The 19612-nt window shown below is 35.6% G+C and carries 14 protein-coding genes; 10 read left to right on the forward strand and 4 right to left on the reverse strand.

Translation table 11 applies throughout. From position 1 onward, the window contains the following. The first annotated feature begins 5 nt into the window (after positions 1-5). From ACZ1AQ_RS04160 to ACZ1AQ_RS04175, 4 genes are all read left to right on the forward strand, one after another. Positions 6-485: a DUF2271 domain-containing protein gene (locus ACZ1AQ_RS04160; protein ID WP_315171575.1), complete on the forward strand. Its 480-nt coding sequence runs from the start codon at positions 6-8 to the stop codon at positions 483-485. Between the two features lie 114 nt (positions 486-599). After that, a complete protein-coding gene (locus ACZ1AQ_RS04165; protein WP_489631687.1) occupies positions 600-2783 on the forward strand; it encodes a PepSY domain-containing protein in 2184 nt (727 codons plus the stop codon). 401 nt (positions 2784-3184) lie between these two features. After that, a complete protein-coding gene (locus ACZ1AQ_RS04170) occupies positions 3185-4177 on the forward strand; it encodes an FAD:protein FMN transferase (RefSeq protein WP_489631688.1) in 993 nt (330 codons plus the stop codon). A gap of 230 nt (positions 4178-4407) precedes the next feature. Continuing rightward, positions 4408-6759: a TonB-dependent siderophore receptor gene (locus tag ACZ1AQ_RS04175; RefSeq protein ID WP_489631689.1), complete on the forward strand. Its 2352-nt coding sequence runs from the start codon at positions 4408-4410 to the stop codon at positions 6757-6759. 73 nt (positions 6760-6832) lie between these two features. Here ACZ1AQ_RS04175 and ACZ1AQ_RS04180 read toward each other — a convergent pair whose 3' ends face one another. Further along, entirely contained in the window at positions 6833-9466 is a 2634-nt protein-coding gene (locus ACZ1AQ_RS04180) for a valine--tRNA ligase (protein WP_489631690.1), read from the reverse strand. A gap of 217 nt (positions 9467-9683) precedes the next feature. Between ACZ1AQ_RS04180 and ACZ1AQ_RS04185 the strand changes: the two genes are divergently transcribed. Further along, positions 9684-10067 (forward strand): DUF1573 domain-containing protein, encoded by a 384-nt coding sequence (locus ACZ1AQ_RS04185; protein ID WP_489631691.1) that lies wholly within the window; start codon positions 9684-9686, stop codon positions 10065-10067. Between the two features lie 6 nt (positions 10068-10073). Here the strand turns inward: ACZ1AQ_RS04185 and ACZ1AQ_RS04190 are convergent, their stop codons facing one another. After that, positions 10074-11411, reverse strand: coding sequence for a retropepsin-like aspartic protease (locus ACZ1AQ_RS04190; protein ID WP_489631692.1), 1338 nt, complete (start codon positions 11409-11411; stop codon positions 10074-10076). A 126-nt stretch (positions 11412-11537) separates the two neighbouring features. On the opposite strand from ACZ1AQ_RS04190, the gene ACZ1AQ_RS04195 reads away from it, so the two are divergent. From ACZ1AQ_RS04195 to lgt, 5 genes are all read left to right on the forward strand, one after another. Continuing rightward, positions 11538-12737, forward strand: a complete 1200-nt coding sequence (locus ACZ1AQ_RS04195; protein ID WP_489631693.1) for a pyridoxal phosphate-dependent aminotransferase — start codon at positions 11538-11540, stop codon at positions 12735-12737. 182 nt (positions 12738-12919) lie between these two features. Beyond that, complete coding sequence (gene folE, locus ACZ1AQ_RS04200; RefSeq protein WP_489631694.1) at positions 12920-13591, forward strand: GTP cyclohydrolase I FolE; 672 nt, start codon at positions 12920-12922, stop codon at positions 13589-13591. A 148-nt stretch (positions 13592-13739) separates the two neighbouring features. Continuing rightward, positions 13740-15218 (forward strand): cysteine--tRNA ligase, encoded by a 1479-nt coding sequence (cysS, locus tag ACZ1AQ_RS04205; RefSeq protein WP_489631695.1) that lies wholly within the window; start codon positions 13740-13742, stop codon positions 15216-15218. A 197-nt stretch (positions 15219-15415) separates the two neighbouring features. Continuing rightward, the gene (yidD, locus tag ACZ1AQ_RS04210) at positions 15416-15661 is read left to right on the forward strand and encodes a membrane protein insertion efficiency factor YidD (protein ID WP_159690806.1); all 246 of its coding nucleotides are present in this window, start codon (positions 15416-15418) and stop codon (positions 15659-15661) included. 58 nt (positions 15662-15719) lie between these two features. Beyond that, positions 15720-16643, forward strand: a complete 924-nt coding sequence (gene lgt / locus ACZ1AQ_RS04215; RefSeq protein WP_489631696.1) for a prolipoprotein diacylglyceryl transferase — start codon at positions 15720-15722, stop codon at positions 16641-16643. 50 nt (positions 16644-16693) lie between these two features. Here the strand turns inward: lgt and ACZ1AQ_RS04220 are convergent, their stop codons facing one another. Beyond that, positions 16694-17302 (reverse strand): acyloxyacyl hydrolase, encoded by a 609-nt coding sequence (locus ACZ1AQ_RS04220; protein ID WP_489631697.1) that lies wholly within the window; start codon positions 17300-17302, stop codon positions 16694-16696. Between the two features lie 76 nt (positions 17303-17378). Next, entirely contained in the window at positions 17379-19487 is a 2109-nt protein-coding gene (locus tag ACZ1AQ_RS04225) for a prolyl oligopeptidase family serine peptidase (RefSeq protein WP_489631698.1), read from the reverse strand. Positions 19488-19612: the final 125 nt, after the last annotated feature.

Consider the following 19612-nt stretch of genomic DNA (forward strand, 5'->3'; position numbering starts at 1 on the left):
TCATAATGAAATCATTCTTAAAAATAAGCTTACTTACCCTTATCAGTTTTTTATCTTTTCAAGCGACTGCTCAAACAAGCAAATACAAATGTATGTTGCAAATGTCTAACTATGTAGGGGAAGGCGCCTATATTGTAGTGTCGTTAATCAATCCAAAAGGAGAATATGAGAAAACACTTTACGTAATGGGTGATGATAAAAAATGGTACAAAACCATCAAAGAGTGGCATAAATTCCAATCAAAAAAACAAGAAAACATTAGTGCCAAAACTGGAGCTTCTGTAACTGGTGGAGACCGCAGTATTACCACTATCGAGATAGAAGATGCCAAAATCAACAAAGGCTACAAACTCCGTTTTGAAAGTGCTGTAGAGGACAATAAATATTATGTTGCCGATGCCGAAATCCCATTAACCACAGAAGGATTGGCTGCCAAAACAGATGGCAAAGGATATATCCGCTACGTTCGATTCAATAAAATCTAAAACATCTTGTAAAAAATAGGCAAAGTCATTTAAGATTGAGGAAACACAACCTTTGTCTTATTTGACTTCGTTTTTTTCAATTTGTACATCATAAAAACTAAAAGTCCTTTTTCTATGACTCTTTCCTTTTGGCGCTACGCACATTTGGTTCTGGCGATTTTCTCTTCTCTTTTTTTAGTCCTAGCAGCCGTTACGGGGACCATTCTAGCGGTAGATGCCATTCAAGAAAAGATCCCTTCTTACCAAGTTAGTACTTTCGATAAAATAACGTTGTCAGAAACGCTTCCTGTTTTACGAAAAACCTATCCTGAAATAACAGCAGTGAGCGTGGATCACAATCAGTTTGTTTTACTTGAAGGAATAGATCAAGAAGGTAATGACGTAAATGCCTATGTGGATCCAACCAATGGTAAAATTCTAGGGAAACCAACCCCAAAAAGCGAATTCATTCAATGGACTACGGCTTTGCATCGCTCTTTGTTTTTAAAGGAAACCGGACGATTTATCGTTGGTTTTATTTCATTTTTATTGGCGCTCATTGCGCTTTCTGGCTTGGCGTTAATCATTAATCGTCAAAGAAGCATTCGAAGTGTATTTTCAAAAGTTGTAAAAGAAAACTTCGCCCAATATTATCACATCATTACTGGAAGATTAGCGCTGTTGCCTATACTCATCATTGCTCTTACTGGGGCTTATCTTACGCTAGAAAAATTTCATTTTTTTATAGAAAACGATGCTTCAACAACCGAAACGGTAGCCCAGCCTTCGTCCAAAAAACAAAAAACATCTTTTTTCAACACCACGCTTTTGGCTGATGTCACCAAAATAGAATTTCCTTTTTCGGATGATCCTGAAGAATACTTTATCATTCATCTAAAAGATAAAGAAATAGAAGTACATCAAATAACTGGAGCTGTAGTTACCGAAAAACCAACAGCAACCACCACACAATTGAAAGACCTAAGTCTCGATTTACACACTGGAAGAACCAGCATTTTATGGGCTGTAATTCTTGGTTTGGCTAGTATCAATCTGTTGTTCTTTATTTATTCTGGATTTGCGATGACGTTGCGACGCAGAGCCAGTCGCATCAAAAACAAGTTCAAGGCCAAAGACAGCGAAATCATTCTCCTCGTAGGTTCCGAAAACGGAAGTACCTTGCGATTTGCCAATGCAGTACAACAACAATTTATTGCTCTTGGCAAAAAAGCGTATCTCGCCGAAATGAATTCTTATACATTATTTCCAAAAGCAGAACAATTACTTGTTTTTGCCGCAACTCACGGTATGGGCGATGCTCCATCTAATGCGAATCAATTCATTGAATTACTGAGTAAAAGGGAACAAAAACAAAAAATCAAAACCGCAATTATTGGTTTTGGGTCTAAATCCTATGCGGATTTTTGTGGTTTTGCTTATGCTGTCGAAGCTGCATTAGCAAAACAAAATTGGAGCGAAACCATAGTGCCGTTACATACCATAAACGACAAATCAACAGAAGAATTTGTGGCTTGGATTCAGCTATGGAATTCCGCAACTTCCTTACCGCTTGCCACAACTCCATCGCTTTACAATGCCATTCCAAAAGGATTACAAACTTTTGAAGTAGTTGCAAAAACACAAGTATCCACAGACGAAGACACTTTTTTGGTGAGCTTCAGAACCCCTAGGTGGACCAAATTCCAATCGGGAGATTTGTTGGCTATTTATCCTGCTAACGATAGTAGAGAGCGTTTATACTCCATCGGTAAACACGACGGAAAACTACAATTGGTGGTCAAATTACACGAATACGGATTAGGTTCGGGTTATTTGAACCAACTTGAAATAGGGGTAAAAATAAAAGCCCGAGTAATAACGAATACTGCTTTTCACTTCCCGAAACAAGCGAACAAAGTTGCCTTAATTTCTAATGGAACTGGAATTGCGCCGTTCTTAGGAATGATTCAAGAATCGACGCCCAAAACGGAAACGCATTTGTATTGCGGTTTTAGAACCGAGACAAAAAGCGTAGGCAGTTATACAAAACTCGCGCAAGAAATGATGGACCAACAAAAGCTCCAAAGCTTTAATTTGGCCTTATCCAGAATACCTAACGGCTATCGTGTGACAGAGTTGATAGAGCGTGATGCCGCTTTTTTCAAATTGCTGTTGAATGAAAATGGCGTTATTATGATTTGTGGCTCTTTGGCGATGCAAAAAGATGTAGAAAAAGTGCTTGAAACCCTTTTAGAGGAATCCGATACAAGCGTCTCAGATTATAAAGCCAAAGGGCAAATTTTGACGGATTGTTATTAGAAAGCCTCATCCCGACCCTCTCAAAAGGAGCCAGAGAAGCAACTTAAAGATTAATCGTGATACAACAATTTCCTGCAAGGTTTTCAAAACCTTGTAGGTATATTTGTTAAATTCAAATACCTACAAGGTCAAAAAAAAGACCTTGCAGGAATACAAATCAGTAAATAGTTCGTAATACAAAAAACTAGAGCATCTATCAGAGTTTGTAGAGCTTTACATCGTCCCTTTTTTGCTATAATTCTAATGGTGAACAACTCGTTTTCTTTAGGAACGCTTGCGTGAGGGATGGCAGTGGAGCTCTCCCGATTTTTCATCGGGAAGCGGGAACGTACAGCCCGACCCGACCTTTTTCGGGAGGGGCACGCCCAAAATCAATATATTTACATTATACAACATACGTTATGTCAACCCAAAATCTTTTCCTATTGCTATTCGTTTGGAGTGTTTCGTGTCACAGTCAGGTGTTACGAAAAAAAACGACTTTGCTTATGGGTGGGCGTTTTGACATTACGATTGTAGCTCAAGATTCGGCCACGGCAAAAGAAAACATCGATGCTGTTGTTGCCGAAATCACTCGTATTGAGCATTTGATTTCGGACTGGAAACCCACTTCTCAAATTTCGGAAGTGAATCAAAATGCAGGTATTCGCCCTGTAAAAGTAGACAAAGAAGTATTTGAATTGACCCAAAGAGCGCTTGAGTTTTCTAGGATTACCAAAGGTGCGTTTGACATTAGCTTTGCGGCTATGGATAGGATTTGGAAATTTGACGGGTCGATGACCGAGATGCCAACGGCAGAAGCCATTAAAAAATCGGTTGAAAAAGTGGGCTATCAAAACATTATTTTAGACTCTGTTCAATCGACCATTTTCTTGAAAGTAAAAGGAATGAAAATTGGTTTTGGCGCTTTGGGCGAAGGCTACGCAACCGATAAATGTCGGGATATGATGCTGGCCAAAGGCATTCCCGCTGGAATAATTAATGGCTCTGGCGATATGAGTACGTGGGGAACACAGCCTAATGGCAAACCTTGGAATATTGGCATTACGAACCCTTTTCGACCCGAAAAAATTATGGCAATCGTTCCCTTAAGGCAAGAAGCCGTTACCACTTCTGGGAGTTATGAAAAATTTGTCATTTTTGATGGCAAACGCTATTCGCACATCATTAATCCCGCGACGGGTTATCCTGTGACGGGTTTGTGTAGTGTGAGCGTTTTTGGTCCCAACGCCGAAACCGCAAATGGTTTGAGTACCTCACTTATGGTTTTAGGACAACAACAAGGATTGCTTTTGCTCGAAAAATTCCCAGACTACAGCTGCGTCATGATTACAGATAACGGAAAAGTGATTCGGTCCAAAAACTTCAAAAAGAAATTGAAGGCTAAACTGTAGTCCTTTTTGCTTTCAATACACCTTAAAAAGTGACTTTCTTCTATAAAATTGGCACAATAAGACTTTTTGGGTCACGCATCACTCCTAAAAAAAGTATTCCAAATTACTGACAAACAAACACTTTTAAATTATTTGTTATTTTTATTAATATTTAATCTAAATAAGCTTTGTGGTTTCAAAAGAGGGTTTTATATTTGCATCGTTATTTTTAATTATTCCAAATAAACAAAATGAAATATATACTCCTCCCCGCTCTACTTTTAGCCTACTTCGGAAGTTTTGCCCAAGATAATCATCAAGCAAGCGCTGCTGCAAACGATAAAAAATCAACTATAGAATCCTTCGATTTTGAAATTGATACCGTAAAAAATAAAAAAGGTGCTGTTTTAAATGAAGTTATTGTCAAAGCACATAAACAAAGACAGCCAGTATCCGCCATACGTTCTGGTTTAAAACCAATGGACAATCCACAAACCGTTCAGGTTATTGGCGCACAAATCATCGAACAACAACAAGCTATTCGATTGAGTGATGTAATTAAAAACGCAAACGGAGTTTATGTAGGTTCTGCACGTGGTGGCGCGCAAGAATCATTCTGGTCTAGAGGTTACGATATGTCGGCTAATAATATGTTTAAAAATGGCTTTCGATATAATGCAGGTTCAATTCCGGAAGTTTCAGGTTTAGAAAAAGTAGAATTTCTTAAAGGAGGTTCAGCCCTTCTATATGGAAATGTTGCTCCAGGAGGAATTTTAAATTTGGTTACCAAAACGCCAAAATTTACTGACGGAGGAGAATTTTCAATCCAAATGGGAAGCTACAACTATTACAAACCTGCCTTTGATGTGTATGGTCCTTTGAATCAATCCATAGCCTATCGTTTTAATGGTTCATATGAAAAATCAGAAAGTTTTAGAGACTTTGTAACCAATGATAGAATTTATTTCAATCCTTCATTCTTATTTTTATTATCCGAAAAAACACAAATTACACTTCAAGGAGATTATTTAAGCGCTGATTGGACCCCTGACTTTGGTACAGGGATAGTTGGAAAAGAAATATTAGATTTACCAAGAAACCAATATTTTGGAGCTTTATGGTCTAACGGAAACACCAAATCCTCAAGTGCATCGGTTCAATTGCACCACGATTTTAATAGCAATTGGAAGTTGAATCTAAATAGTTCTTATCAAGCCTATAGAAGAACGCAACTATCTACAGCTCAAATGTCTGGTTTAGCATACACTACAAATGCAGCAGGAGTAAAAGAAGTAAACTGGAAACGCGGGCTAACTCGTTTAGACGCTTCTGAATATATTTTTGGTAATCAATTGAGTCTACAAGGAATTTTTAAAACCGGAAAAATCAAACACCAAATTTTTACTGGTGCTGATTTCGAAGATTCTATGGCACCAAATTATACCTTTGGATTCTTTAACCCTTCAAAACCTGCAGATTTAATAACAACGGAAGCTACAGCAATTAATATTTTAAATTACAACTATGCTACGCAAAGTAGAGACGTACCTTTTAGTAGTAGAATTACACAACTCGCTACAACAAACACACTACGTTTTGGAGTATATGCACAAGATTTAATTTCAATAAATGATTATATTAAAGTATTAGCTGGTATTCGTTGGTCGTGGCAAGAAAACTATATCACAACCACAAAAGAAACCATAGAAAAAATAAATAATGTAAATACAATTACAACTTCCTTTGAAAATGCCGAGGCTGTAGATGGTAGCAAAATAATAAACACTGCTTTTTCTCCAAAAGGTGGGATTGTTATTCAACCTAATAAAACTACAAGTTTATTCGCCAGTTACTCTAACTCATTTACAACAAATACAGGAACTACAGTAGATTTAAAACCACTTGAGCCATCTATTATTGACCAATATGAAGTAGGAATCAAAAAAGATTTTATGAAAGGATTAATTACCACAAATATCACTGCTTACATTATTGACAACAATAATTTAGCACAAACAGCTCCTTTTGCAGCTGATGGAGTTACTCCGAATGTTAATACTAATTTAAAAGAATTAGTGGGAGGTACTAGAGGAAAAGGGATTGAAATAGATGTCAATGCCAATCCAATTAAAGGCTTAAACATCTTGGCAGGTTATAGCTTTAATGAAACTAAAATCACCAAAACCTCGGGAACTAGTGGTAGTTTGGTAGAAGGAGACTTATTGGTTAGAACACCAAAACATACTGCCAACTTTAGTGTGTTTTACAAAATTCCAGAGGGGTTTTTCAAAGGAATTACAATTGGTGGTGTTGCTAATTATATAGGCGACCGAATTGGTGGTTGGAATGACCGTTATGTTTGGACAGAAAACAAGCCTACAACCAATCCAAAAACGTATACCATAACCATTGAAGACCGTGACATCCCATTAAAAGGATACACTACCGTTGATGTTTCTGTAGGATATGATTGGAAAAAAATCTCATTGTTATGCAAAGTTTCCAACATCACCAACGAGTTGAACTACACCGTACACGAAAATTATAGTGTAAACCCAATTGCGCCAACTCAAGTAATGGCGATCTTGAAATACAGATTGTAATCCATAATTATTAATCCATAAAAAAACCAATGTTGATCGCAACATTGGTTTTTTGTTTTATACTTTGTAGCAATTATTGCAATCCCGCTAAACTTTGCTCAATCGTAGCAATTTTAGCTAAAGCATCCGCTTCTTTTTTGCGTTCCATTTCAATTACTTTCTCAGGTGCACCAGCCACAAATTTTTCGTTAGCTAATTTCCCTTGAACGGATTTCAAAAAGCCTTTGGTGTAATTTAATTCTTCCGTCAGCTTAGCAATTTCGGCTGCTACATCAATATTTCCAGTGATTGGAATAAAATATTCGTTTGATTTTACACGGAAAGACAAGGCGCCATCCACTTTTTCTGAAACGTATGCTAATGAAGTTATATTCCCCAATTTAGTTACTATTGCATCGAAATACGTAGAAGCTTTATCATTGTTCACCACTTTCAATTCGATAGTATCTTTAAACGGAATATTCTTGTCTTTACGGATGGTTCTAATTCCAGAAATTACTTCGATTGTATTTTCAAAATCAGCTATTAATTGAGCGTTGAATGGCTTAATCTCTGGCCAAGTCGAAACAATTAAAGCCTCTTCTTTGGTTCTTTCCGCGATTAAATGCCAAATTTCCTCTGTCAAGAAAGGCATAAACGGATGCAATAATTTCATATTGTTTTCCAACATTTCGATGGCTTTATCAAACGTAGCTTTATCAATTGGTTGTTGGTAAGCAGGTTTGATCATTTCTAAGAACCAAGAACAGAAATCATCCCAAACCAATTTGTAAATTCCCATCAAAGCATCTGAAATTCTATATTTTTCAAAATTGTCTTCAATCTCAGCTAAGGCTTGTTGCAACTTGGCTTCATACCATTCAATGGCAACTTTTGAAGATTCGGGTTGTGGAATCGTTTCAGAAACTTCCCAACCTTTGATCAATTTGAAAGCGTTCCATATTTTATTAGAAAAACCTTTTCCTTGATTGCATAATTCTTCGTCAAACATAATGTCGTTTCCAGCAGAGGCACTCAAAAGCAATCCTACACGAACACCATCAGCACCAAACTTTTCAATTAATTCCAAAGGCTCTGGAGAATTCCCCAAAGACTTCGACATTTTGCGACGTTGTTTATCACGAACCAATCCCGTTAAATACACATTCGTAAATGGTTTTTCACCAGCATATTCATATCCTGCAATAATCATTCTAGCTACCCAAAAGAATAAAATATCTGGTCCTGTAACCAAATCATTGGTTGGATAATAGTATTTAAAATCTTCATTTTCTGGATCCATTATACCCCCAAAAACAGACATTGGCCATAACCAAGATGAGAACCAAGTATCAAGAGCATCAGGGTCCTGTTTCAAATCGTTTGTGGTTAATTGTTTGTTGTTAGTTGCTTGCTGTGCTAATTGCAGAGCTTCTTCAATGTTTTCAGCCACTACAAAATCTTCTTTCCCATCTCCATAGAAATACGCTGGAATTTGTTGTCCCCACCACAATTGGCGAGAAATATTCCAATCGCGAATGTTATTCAACCAATGCGCATACGTATTGTTAAAACGAGAAGGATGCAATTTAATATCTCCGTCTTCTAAAACTGATTTAATGGCTGGTTTTACTAAATCATCCATTTTCAAGAACCATTGGTCAGATAATCTTGGTTCGATTACGGCCTTAGTTCTTTCAGAAGTTCCTACTTTATTTAAATGAGTTTCGGTTTTAGCCAAAGCACCAATGGACTCTAATTCTTGAGCAATTTCGGCACGAACTACAAAACGATCTTTTCCTTGGTAATGCAATCCAAAACTATTCAAAGTCGCATCTTCGTTGAAAATATCAACAATCTCTAAATTATGCTTCTCACCCAAAGTTTTGTCATTCATATCGTGTGCTGGTGTCACTTTCAAACAACCCGTACCAAACTCCACATCTACATACTCATCCTCGATAATTGGAATCACACGCCCACAAATAGGTACAATCGCTTTCTTTCCTTTTAAATGTGCAAAGCGTTCATCATTTGGATTGATACAAATAGCGGTATCTCCAAAAATCGTTTCAGGACGTGTAGTCGCTACCGTCAAGAAATCTTCTGTTCCTTCAATTTTATATTTTAGAAAAAATAATTTCCCTTGTTGTTCTTCGTAAATTACCTCTTCATCAGATAATGTAGTTTTTGCTTCAGGATCCCAATTTACCATTCGGTAACCACGGTAAATCATACCTTTATTATACAAATCCACAAAAGATTTGATAACAGAAGCCGACATATCTTCATCCATTGTAAATTTGGTTCGGTCCCAATCACAAGAACAACCTAACTGTTTCAATTGTTCTAAAATGGTTCCACCGTATTTATCTGTCCAATCGTAGGCGTGTTTCAAAAATTCTTCACGAGTCAAATCGGCTTTATTAATTCCTTCCGATTTTAATTTAGCCACTACTTTAGCTTCAGTAGCAATCGATGCGTGGTCTGTACCAGGTACCCAACATGCATTAAACCCTTTCAAACGAGCTCTTCGAATTAAAACATCTTGAATCGTATTATTCAACATATGCCCCATATGCAAAACTCCAGTCACGTTTGGAGGTGGTATTACAATGGTATAAGGAGTTCTATGATCTGGTATTGAATGAAAGTACTTGTTTTTCATCCAATAGTCATACCATTTCGTTTCAATAGTTTTAGCGTCAAATTGTGCAGGAATACTCATTTTATAATAGATACGTTTTATTAGTAATTATACATTTTAGGCATTGAATATCAAACGCAAAGAAAGTAAACAATGAATCTTTATGGTTTTGGTTCGATATTTGTAAGTGTACCGTTGGCAAAAGTAATTAATAAAGTAGAGTATAAAAAGCGAATTAATAATTTGTACTCTAATTAAAACAAACTATATTTACTCAACCCAAACAAAGTCCAATTATATGAAAAATCTTATCATTGCAATAACCGCTTTACTCTTTTCTGTATCGATTTACAGCCAGAGTGGACCAAAAATTGAATTTTCGGCACCAGACAATACAATTGATTACGGCAAAATCAATAAAAATTCTGACAACGGGATTCGAACCTTTGAATTTAAAAATACTGGGGATGCTCCTCTACAAATCATCAATATTCTATCTACCAAAGAATGTATTATTTTGAGCAAGCCCACATCAGCAATTCCTCCGGGGCAAAATGGCAAAATAGAAGTAAAATACAATATGACTCCAGGACCAATCCGAAAAACCATCACTGTTGAAACTAATGCCGTAAATCAAGAAAATGGTAGAGTTGCCTTAAAAATCAAAGGAGAAGTTATATAAACCCAATTAAAGTTCGCTTTCTAACTTGAAAGCGAACTTTAATTTATTATTATCTCTTAGAACTACTATGGTGATATTTTTGTCCTCTTCCACCATAAAAAGATTATTAATTTTTTGAAGTGTATACTTATAAACAGGTGTTCCTCCAATAGACACAATCTCATCTCCTACTTTTAAACCACATTTTTCTGCAGCCGATTTTTTTCGGATATTAGCAATAACATAATTGGGTTTTAACTCGAATTTGTATTTATAATCGTTTCTGACAATTAACTTATTTGATTCTTGTGAACCAAAATCACTCGAACCTAAAATATTGTTTTCAAGTTTTATGTAATCTTCTACCCATTTCAAACCATTTTGCTCAATCTCAATACCACTTTTATTATACTTAAAATGAGATTTGAAATTTCCGTTTTTCTTAAGATATATCGTCCCTCTTTCATAATCAAAAACAACTCTGAATCTCCTAAAGATTTCGGCACCAATAGAACCTACTCTATTATCGACCATTTTAACATGCTTCAACGAACTCGAGTCAGGAAAAGCAACAATTGGAGTAGTAAACTTAAAATCGCCCATTTTCAATTCGCTTATTTTGGCTCTTTTTCCTTCAATATCTCCACTAAATCCTTTTCCTAAAAAATCATCAAAGTTTTTCTTAGGCACTGTAATCCCCACAGTATAGTTTTGAAAAACCCATATTGCATCGCTGTTACCAATATCAATCAACATTTTGGATTCAACATAAGTATCCTGCATTTTCAACTGAACCTTGAAGTAAGGTTTAGCTCTTTCAATTGAAATTGGAAAACTAGTAAATTTTTTATCCAATCTTTTCTGGTACTTAAAATTAGGTTTTGTGACGGTAATTTTTTTTTTCAAATAATCAATCTCAACCAAATTATTTTTAAAAAATTGTGTTCCTATAATTCCATTTACAGGAATCCCAATATGTGAAGAGAGATTGAACTTTTGGTCTAAAATGATGTAAAAACTTTGCTTAGATGAAACCAATCCTCTTACGAACATATAATTATTCGAAGACTTCAAACCCTCAATAGACTCATCACTTCCTAATCCTCGCAGTTGAATTTTATCAATATTGTATAAATTGAGCTCTTTTTTATCATCCAAACTGAATAACAAAGTTTCTTCTACTCCTGTATCCAATAAAAAATTAAGTTCAACACCGTTAACTGTAATCGGTATAAAAATCAGATTATTAATCAACTGAAATGGTATTTCGGTATGAGTTTGATTGCCCAAAAATTGAAATCCTTCTTGAGCTCGATTAGTATACTGTCCTAGAAAAAATAATAGAAAAAAAAGAGATACTCTCATTAAAAAAGGGTTTCGGTAATATTACAAAAAATCCAACATATTTGTTAGAATTTGATAACAAATAGGACTTAAATTTACATTTAATTTGGAAAAAAAATCGCAATTTTGCACCAAATTATTAAAAACATGCCTAGTATTTCAATCAGAGGTAAAAAAATGCCTGAATCGCCAATTCGAAAATTAGCCCCTTTTGCAGATTTGGCCAAATCAAAAGGACGTAAAGTCTATCATTTAAACATTGGTCAACCCGATATTAAAAGCCCCGAACTCGCTATTGAAGCTATCAAAAATATACAACTAGATATTATTGAATATGGACCATCTGCTGGTTATGAAAGCTATAGAAAAAAATTAGCCAAATTTTATCAAAATCAAAATGTTTCAGTAGCGACTGAAGACATTATGATTACAACTGGAGGTTCAGAAGCTTTACTTTTTGCCTTAGGAAGCATTATGGACCCCGAAGATGAAGTAATTATCCCTGAACCTTTTTATGCCAATTACAGTGCTTTTTCAGCTGAGTCAAGCGCACGAGTTGTTCCTGTAATTTCAAACATTGAAAGTGGTTTTACCCTTCCAACGATTGAAGAATTTGAAAAAGCTATTACCAGTAAAACGAAGGCAATATTAATATGCAACCCGAATAATCCAACGGGTTATCTCTACTCCGAATCTGAAATCAATCAGCTTGGTGCATTGGTTAAAAAATATGACCTTTTCCTTATTGCTGATGAAGTATATCGCGAGTTTATTTACGACGAAAGAGACCAACATTTCTCTGTAATGAACCTAAAAGGAATTGAACAAAATGTCATTATGATTGATTCAGTTTCCAAAAGATACAGTATGTGCGGCGCTAGAATAGGCTGCTTGGTAACCAAAAACAAAGAAGTTATTGCCGCTTCAATGAAATTTGCACAAGCTCGTTTGTGTCCTCCGACTATTGAACAAATTGCCTGTGAAGCAGCTATAGACACGCCAAAAAGTTATTTTGACGAAGTAATTGCTGAATATAAGGAAAGAAGAGACATTTTAATCCATGAACTTAAGAAAATAGATGGAGTAGTAGTAAAAAGTCCAAAAGCAGCTTTTTACTGTATCGCCCAACTCCCTATAGACAATGCCGACGATTTTGCACAATGGCTTTTAGAAACCTATGAATTTAATGGAGAAACGGTTATGGTAGCTCCCGCGGCTGGTTTTTATTCAACTCCAGGCGTGGGCTTAAATCAAGTTCGTATTGCCTATGTTTTAAGTAAAGAAGAACTCATTAAAGCGGTTCACATTCTAAAAGAAGCTATACAAGAATACAATCAACGTTCATAGAAATAAAAATAGATACTAAAAAGACAATAATTCAGAGGAGTTATTGTCTTTTTTTGTTAAAATTAAGCCCTAAATATTAAGAAAAACAAGGCAATTAATTCCCTCAAGCGATTGAATTTGTTACTATTTATTATTTATCTTTACCCCTTGAAAAAAACACATCCAACAAATAGTAATTTTTAATGACAAATAACGAAGAATTCCACGACGAAATAGGAAATAATCATATTAGTACCAACGCTAATAATCCGATAAGAGAAGATGCTTTTGCTATTTCGGATGAAGAAAAAATTGAGCGCATCAAGAAAGATGTAGAGAATATGTTGCTTACTTTGGGTATGGATTTAACAGACGACAGCTTAAAAGGTACTCCAAATCGTGTAGCAAAAATGTTCGTAAAAGAAATTTTTGGTGGTTTAAATCCAAATAAAAAACCAAAAGCCTCAACCTTTGACAATAACTACAAATATGGTGAAATGTTGGTTGAAAAAAACATCACCTTGTATTCTACCTGTGAACATCATTTGTTACCCATTATAGGAAGAGCTCACGTGGCTTACATTTCTAATGGAACGGTAATTGGCTTGTCTAAAATGAATAGAATTGTTGAATATTATGCAAAAAGACCTCAAGTACAAGAGCGTTTGACGATGCAAATTGTTCAAGAACTTCAAAGAGCATTAGGAACCGAAGATGTAGCTTGTGTAATAGATGCCAAACATCTTTGCGTGAATTCTAGAGGAATTAAAGATATCGAAAGTAGTACAGTAACCTCTGAATTTGGCGGAAAATTCAAAGAAGCTCAAACCAAAAGAGAATTCTTGGATTACATTAAACTAGAAACAAAATTCTAAGAGTTTATGATTTGTTGTTCTATCGGTTAAATAGTTAATTGATAGACAACAGATTGTTGACTTTTCAAATAAGCAATCACCATTCACAAGTTTGTAATCAATAATTCAACGTTAAACATTAAACCGTTAAACTGTTAAACAAAAAGAAATGCCTTTATACAACCATCAACCCCTAAAAATATACAATTCTCTATCTGGAGAAAAAGAACCATTTGTACCCGTTCACGAAGGAAATGTAGGAATGTATGTTTGTGGTCCCACAGTTTACAGTAATGTTCACTTGGGGAACGTGAGAACTTTTATGTCGTTTGATGTAATATTCAGGTATTTATTGCATTTGGAATACAAAGTTCGTTATGTGCGTAACATTACCGATGTAGGCCATATCGTGGATGATGTTGATGAAGGAGAAGATAAAATTGCTAAAAAAGCAAGATTAGAGCAACTAGAACCGATGGAGGTAGTACAGCGTTATACGGTTGATTTTCACCGTATTTTGAGTGCTTTTAATTTTTTACCTCCAAGTATTGAACCTACGGCTACTGGACATATTATTGAGCAAATTGAAATTATAAAGAAAATAATAGACAATGGTTTTGCATATGAAGCCAATGGTTCTATTTATTTTGATGTGGTAAAATTTAATGAAGATCATCATTATGGTATCTTGAGTGGTAGAAATATCGAAGATATGCTGGCCAATACTAGAGACCTAGACGGTCAATCCGACAAACGAAATCCTCAAGATTTTGCTTTATGGAAAAAAGCAGAGCCGCAACATATTATGCGTTGGCCTTCGCCGTGGAGTGATGGATTCCCAGGTTGGCATTTAGAATGCACTGCAATGAGCACCAAATACTTAGGCAATCATTTTGATATTCACGGTGGCGGAATGGATTTGAAATTCCCACATCACGAATGTGAAATCGCTCAAAATGAAGCTTGCACAGGACACACACCTGTGAATTTTTGGATGCATGCCAATATGCTTACTTTGAATGGTAAGAAAATGGCAAAATCGACTGGGAATAATATTTTACCAGGAGAAATTTTGACTGGAGACAACACTATTTTGAGTAAACCTTTCTCTGCTTCAGTTACTCGTTTCTTTATGCTACAGGCACATTATAGAAGTATTCTTGATTTTTCGGATGATGCTATAGTGGCGGCCGAAAAAGGATACAAACGATTAATGGAAGCCCTTTCGTTATTGAAAGACTTACCTACAAGCGCTCAATCGTCTGTTTCTATTGAAGATTGGAAACAATTGTGTTATGACGCAATGAATGACGATTTTAATACACCAATTTTGATTGCGCATTTATTTGAAGGCGTTCGTTATATTAATGTTATCAAAGATGGTAAAGAAACTATAACAGCAGAAGATTTGGCAACATTTACAACTGCTATAGAAGCTTTTGTGTTTGAGGTTTTGGGTCTTGAAAATGAAAAAATTGCCGATAGCAGCAACGATAAACTAGAAGGTACCATTCAGTTGTTGATTGAAATGAGAAAGCAAGCCAGAGAAAACAAAAACTTTGCGCTTTCTGACCAAATTAGAGACCAATTATTGGCTTTGGGTATTCAATTGAAGGACGGGAAAGAAGGAACTACCTTTAGTTTATAAAACAGAAATTAGAGGTTAGAAATTAGAAGTTTAAAGTTTCCAAAAAAACAAATTCTATCCTTTTAGCCCCGATGGGAGTGGCATCCTTCGCCTTTTTTCTTTAAAAAGGCAAAGATATAACGGACAGCGGGAACTATGATTACTGAAAAAACACCTTTGTTTACTGCTCCTAATGATTAATTGACTAACAAAAGATGATGTTAAATAAAATTTTTACCTACCCATTAATTCTTTTGGTACGCTTTTATCAAGGAGCCATCTCCCCTTTTACACCAGCCGCTTGCAGGTACGAGCCCACTTGCTCGAGCTATATGATAGAAGCATTGCAGAAACACGGCTTTTTGTTTGGCACTTATTTGGGTTTGAAACGCATTTTGAGTTGTCATCCTTGGGGAGGAAAAGGCTACGACCCTGTTCCTGAAAAAAAATGCACGCACAAATAGTAATTAAACGTTCTCAATTTGATTACATTTAAAGTTTATATTTACAAAAAAATTACACATGACACACGCTTTAAACTTGGTTTGGAATCCATCTGAAGGATTAGATTTAGGCTTTTTTATGATTCGATATTACAGTCTAATGTTTGTAGTAGCTTTTGGATTGGGTTGGTACATCATGAAACATATTTTTGAACGCGAAGGAGAATCGATAGACAAATTGGATTCGCTTTTTATATGGACTGTTCTAGCCACTTTACTTGGTGCTCGCTTAGGACATGTTTTATTTTATGATTGGGAATATTACCGCAATCACTTGCTTGAAATCGTACTTCCTTTCCGTTTCGAACCAAAATTTGAGTTCACTGGTTTTCAAGGATTAGCCAGTCATGGTGCGGCTATTTCAATAATTATTGCTATGTATTTCTACAGCAAAAACATATTGAAACGCCCACAATTATGGATTTTGGATCGTGTAGTTATTCCTGTGGCTAGTGGCGCTATTTTTGTACGTTTGGGTAACTTTTTCAATTCCGAAATTATCGGAAAAGAAACCACTTCTTCTTTTGGAATTCGCTTTTTGAGAGATCAATTTAGTCCAAGAGATGCTGTGAATGCAACAGGAATCACAAATCCAAACGAAGCATATACAGCGATTGCAACAGACCCTAAATTTGCCAATTTATTAGCTCAAGTTCCTGCTAAACACCCAACTCAGTTGTATGAGGCATTTTGCTATATCTTCGTTTTTGCTATTTTGTTTTTCTTGTATTGGAAAACAGAAGCGAGAAAGAAATCAGGCTTTTTGTTCGGATTGTTTCTAGTACTTTTATTTACCGTTCGTATCATTGTTGAGTCGGTAAAAGAAAGTCAAGGTGGTTTTGAAAGTAGTCTTGGCAACATTCTTTCTACAGGACAATGGTTGAGTATTCCTTTTATCGTAATAGGTTTATTCTTTGTCTTTAGGGCCAAAAAAGAAGCTTAAAACATTCTGGTTATATACTTATCAAGCGTTACTTTCTAGTAGCGCTTTTTTTATAGTGCAAAAACAATTCCTAGTTCTATATTTTTAGTATTAAAACCAGCGTTGGATGCATTCAAACCTGCATTGGAAGTGTGTCGAAAACTTGGTCGTACATCTAATGCAAAATACTTCAAATCTAAAGTATACCCTAGGGCTAGAATATCACAAAAAGCAAATCCTTTTGACAAGCGTTCTGTTTCTGTATCCGTAAGCATTGGACTTATACTTCCCAAAACGTAAATTGCACTTCGCTTACTAATCTTTTTCTGAACCGTCATTCCTAGATGCAAAACACCTTCATTAATGGTTTTTAATTGCATAAAAGCGTCTCGTTTGGCCTCGTAATTTGGTGTGTCAGGCTTCACAAAATAATAATTCAGCAATTGATGAGAGGCGTGATTGTATTCGGGACCAAAGAAAAAAGTAAAATCTATTTTCTTGTAAGTCCGCCATTTTTTATAAAACAGTACTTTGTAACTGGAATTGGTATATGTATAATCCGCATTTTTAAATGCATTTCCAGTTCCATAAGAAAAACCTACTTTCCAGCTATCCTTACTCGATTGACACCAAATAAGATGACTACAAAGGAGGAATAAAAAAGAAATAAATAATCGCATGCGCTTGATTGGGTTAAACAAAAAAAGCACTCCTATGAATCTAGGAATGCTTTCAAAAGTAAACTAAAAATTTGTATTATTTAGGAAGGGACTTAAATCCCATATTGAACAAAGTAAACGCTTGAATATCGGCAGCTTCTTCAATGGTTTTAGAAACTGGTTTTCCAGCACCATGTCCGGCATTGGTCTCAATTCTAATTAAAACAGGATTACTACCTGTTTGTTTTTCTTGCAATTCGGCCGCAAACTTAAAACTGTGCGCCGGAACTACACGATCATCATGATCTCCTGTGGTTACTAATGTAGCAGGATATTTTACCCCTGATTTTACATTATGCACAGGCGAGTAGCCTTTTAAATAGGCAAACATTTCTTTAGAATCTTCAGCTGTACCATAATCATACGCCCAACCTGCACCAGCAGTAAATGTATGATAACGTAACATGTCCAAAACACCAACCGCAGGAAGTGCTACCTTCATCAAGTCGGGTCTTTGTGTCATCACAGCGCCAACCAATAATCCGCCGTTAGAACCACCGCGAATGGCTAAGAAATCAGAAGAAGTATATTTTTGAGCAATTAAATATTCACCTGCTGCAATGAAATCATCAAATACGTTTTGTTTTTGCATTTTGGTACCAGCATCGTGCCATTTTTTACCGTATTCACCACCTCCACGCATATTGGCAACAGCATAAATTCCGCCCATTTCTAACCAAACCGCATTGGCAATACTAAAACTTGGTGTTAAACTCACATTAAATCCACCATAACCGTACAAAATAGTTGGATTCTTTCCGTTCAATTGCAATCCTTTCTTATGGGTAATAATCATCGGTACTTTAGTTCCGTCTTTTGAAGTAAAAAATACTTGTTTAGATTCATAATTTTCAGAAACAAAATCAACTTTAGGCTTAACATAAACCGAAGATTTACCACTTTCTGGGAAGAAAGTATAGGTAGTACCTGGAGTAACATAGTTGGTAAATGAGAAATACAACTCTCTATCTTTGGCTTTACCACCAAAACCTGAAGCTGTTCCAACACCTGGCAAGGCAATGGTGCGAATTAATTTTCCTTTATAATCAAATTGTTTCACCACAGAAACAGCATCTTTCATATAATTAGCAAAAATATACCCTGAACCCGTTGATGGATTCAATACTTGCTCCGTTTCAGGAATCAAATCCTTCCAATTTTCAACACCTGGATTTGCAACATCAACAGTAACTATTCTTTTGTTAGGTGCTTTCAAATTGGTCACTATAAAAAGTGTAGTACCAACATTATCCAAAACGTCGACATCATACTCAAATCCTTTATGAATAGCCACAATAGGGCTATTGGGTATAGATAAATCTTTTAAGTACAATTCATTTCCTGAGGTAGAATTGGCAGCAGAAATAAACAAATATCGATTATCATCGGATACATAGCCACCGACATATCTTCGCTTTTCTTGATCACCAAAAATTATTGGATCATCTGATTGTTTGGTTCCAAGCTTGTGAAAAAATAATCGGTGTTGGTCTGTTTTAGCTGATAGTTCACTTCCTTTTGGTTTTTCATAACTTGAATAAAAAATCCCTTCATTTCCTTTCCAAGACAAACCGCTAAATTTCACATCCACTAAAGGTTCACCGATACTTTTTTTAGTTTTAGCATCAATAAAAATTACCTTTCTCCAATCACTACCCGCTTCTGAGATAGAATAGGCCACTAAAGAACCGTCTTTAGAAAAACTTACACCATCCAATGAAGTTGTAGCGTCTTTAGAAAAAGTATTTGGGTCTAAAAACAACTCTTCAGTTCCTTTAGCGTCTTTTCTATACATAACCGATTGATTTTGCAATCCATTATTTTTATAATAGTACGTATAGTCTCCTTCTTTAAAAGGTGCTGAGACTTTTTCGTAGTTCCAAAGTTTTTCCATACGAGCTTTGATTGTATTTCGAAACGGAATCGCTGCTAAATAATCAAAGGTAACTTTGTTTTGTTCTTTTACCCATTCGGCAGTCTCGGCTGAACGGTCATCCTCCAACCATCTGTAAGGGTCAGGTATAGAATTACCAAAATACACATCTACTTTATCAATCTTTTTAGTGGCAGGATACTTTATCGTGGATTGCCCAAACGAAAGCAAAGAAGAAGAAATAATCATAGTACTTAAAATTACTTTTTTCATAGTTGAGAAATTAACTTAAATTGATAGACCTTTTGATAAATAAATATCAAAAACAAATCTAACAAATCACACTTAAAGTAAACATAAACAAAAGTTATTTTTGGGCGTGCCCCTCCATAAAAATT

The sequence above is a fragment of the Flavobacterium sp. UM26 genome (assembly GCF_057922445.1).

Excerpts from the sequence above, each read along its gene's own strand:
- ACZ1AQ_RS04160 (WP_315171575.1), top strand. The coding sequence starts at position 6 with ATGAAATCATTCTTAAAAATAAGCTTACTTACCCTTATCAGTTTTTTA.
- ACZ1AQ_RS04165 (WP_489631687.1), top strand. The coding sequence starts at position 600 with ATGACTCTTTCCTTTTGGCGCTACGCACATTTGGTTCTGGCGATTTTC.
- ACZ1AQ_RS04170 (WP_489631688.1), top strand. The coding sequence starts at position 3,185 with ATGTCAACCCAAAATCTTTTCCTATTGCTATTCGTTTGGAGTGTTTCG.
- ACZ1AQ_RS04175 (WP_489631689.1), top strand. The coding sequence starts at position 4,408 with ATGAAATATATACTCCTCCCCGCTCTACTTTTAGCCTACTTCGGAAGT.
- ACZ1AQ_RS04180 (WP_489631690.1), bottom strand. The coding sequence starts at position 9,466 with ATGAGTATTCCTGCACAATTTGACGCTAAAACTATTGAAACGAAATGG.
- ACZ1AQ_RS04185 (WP_489631691.1), top strand. The coding sequence starts at position 9,684 with ATGAAAAATCTTATCATTGCAATAACCGCTTTACTCTTTTCTGTATCG.
- ACZ1AQ_RS04190 (WP_489631692.1), bottom strand. The coding sequence starts at position 11,411 with ATGAGAGTATCTCTTTTTTTTCTATTATTTTTTCTAGGACAGTATACT.
- ACZ1AQ_RS04195 (WP_489631693.1), top strand. The coding sequence starts at position 11,538 with ATGCCTAGTATTTCAATCAGAGGTAAAAAAATGCCTGAATCGCCAATT.
- folE (WP_489631694.1), top strand. The coding sequence starts at position 12,920 with ATGACAAATAACGAAGAATTCCACGACGAAATAGGAAATAATCATATT.
- cysS (WP_489631695.1), top strand. The coding sequence starts at position 13,740 with ATGCCTTTATACAACCATCAACCCCTAAAAATATACAATTCTCTATCT.
- yidD (WP_159690806.1), top strand. The coding sequence starts at position 15,416 with ATGTTAAATAAAATTTTTACCTACCCATTAATTCTTTTGGTACGCTTT.
- lgt (WP_489631696.1), top strand. The coding sequence starts at position 15,720 with ATGACACACGCTTTAAACTTGGTTTGGAATCCATCTGAAGGATTAGAT.
- ACZ1AQ_RS04220 (WP_489631697.1), bottom strand. The coding sequence starts at position 17,302 with ATGCGATTATTTATTTCTTTTTTATTCCTCCTTTGTAGTCATCTTATT.
- ACZ1AQ_RS04225 (WP_489631698.1), bottom strand. The coding sequence starts at position 19,487 with ATGAAAAAAGTAATTTTAAGTACTATGATTATTTCTTCTTCTTTGCTT.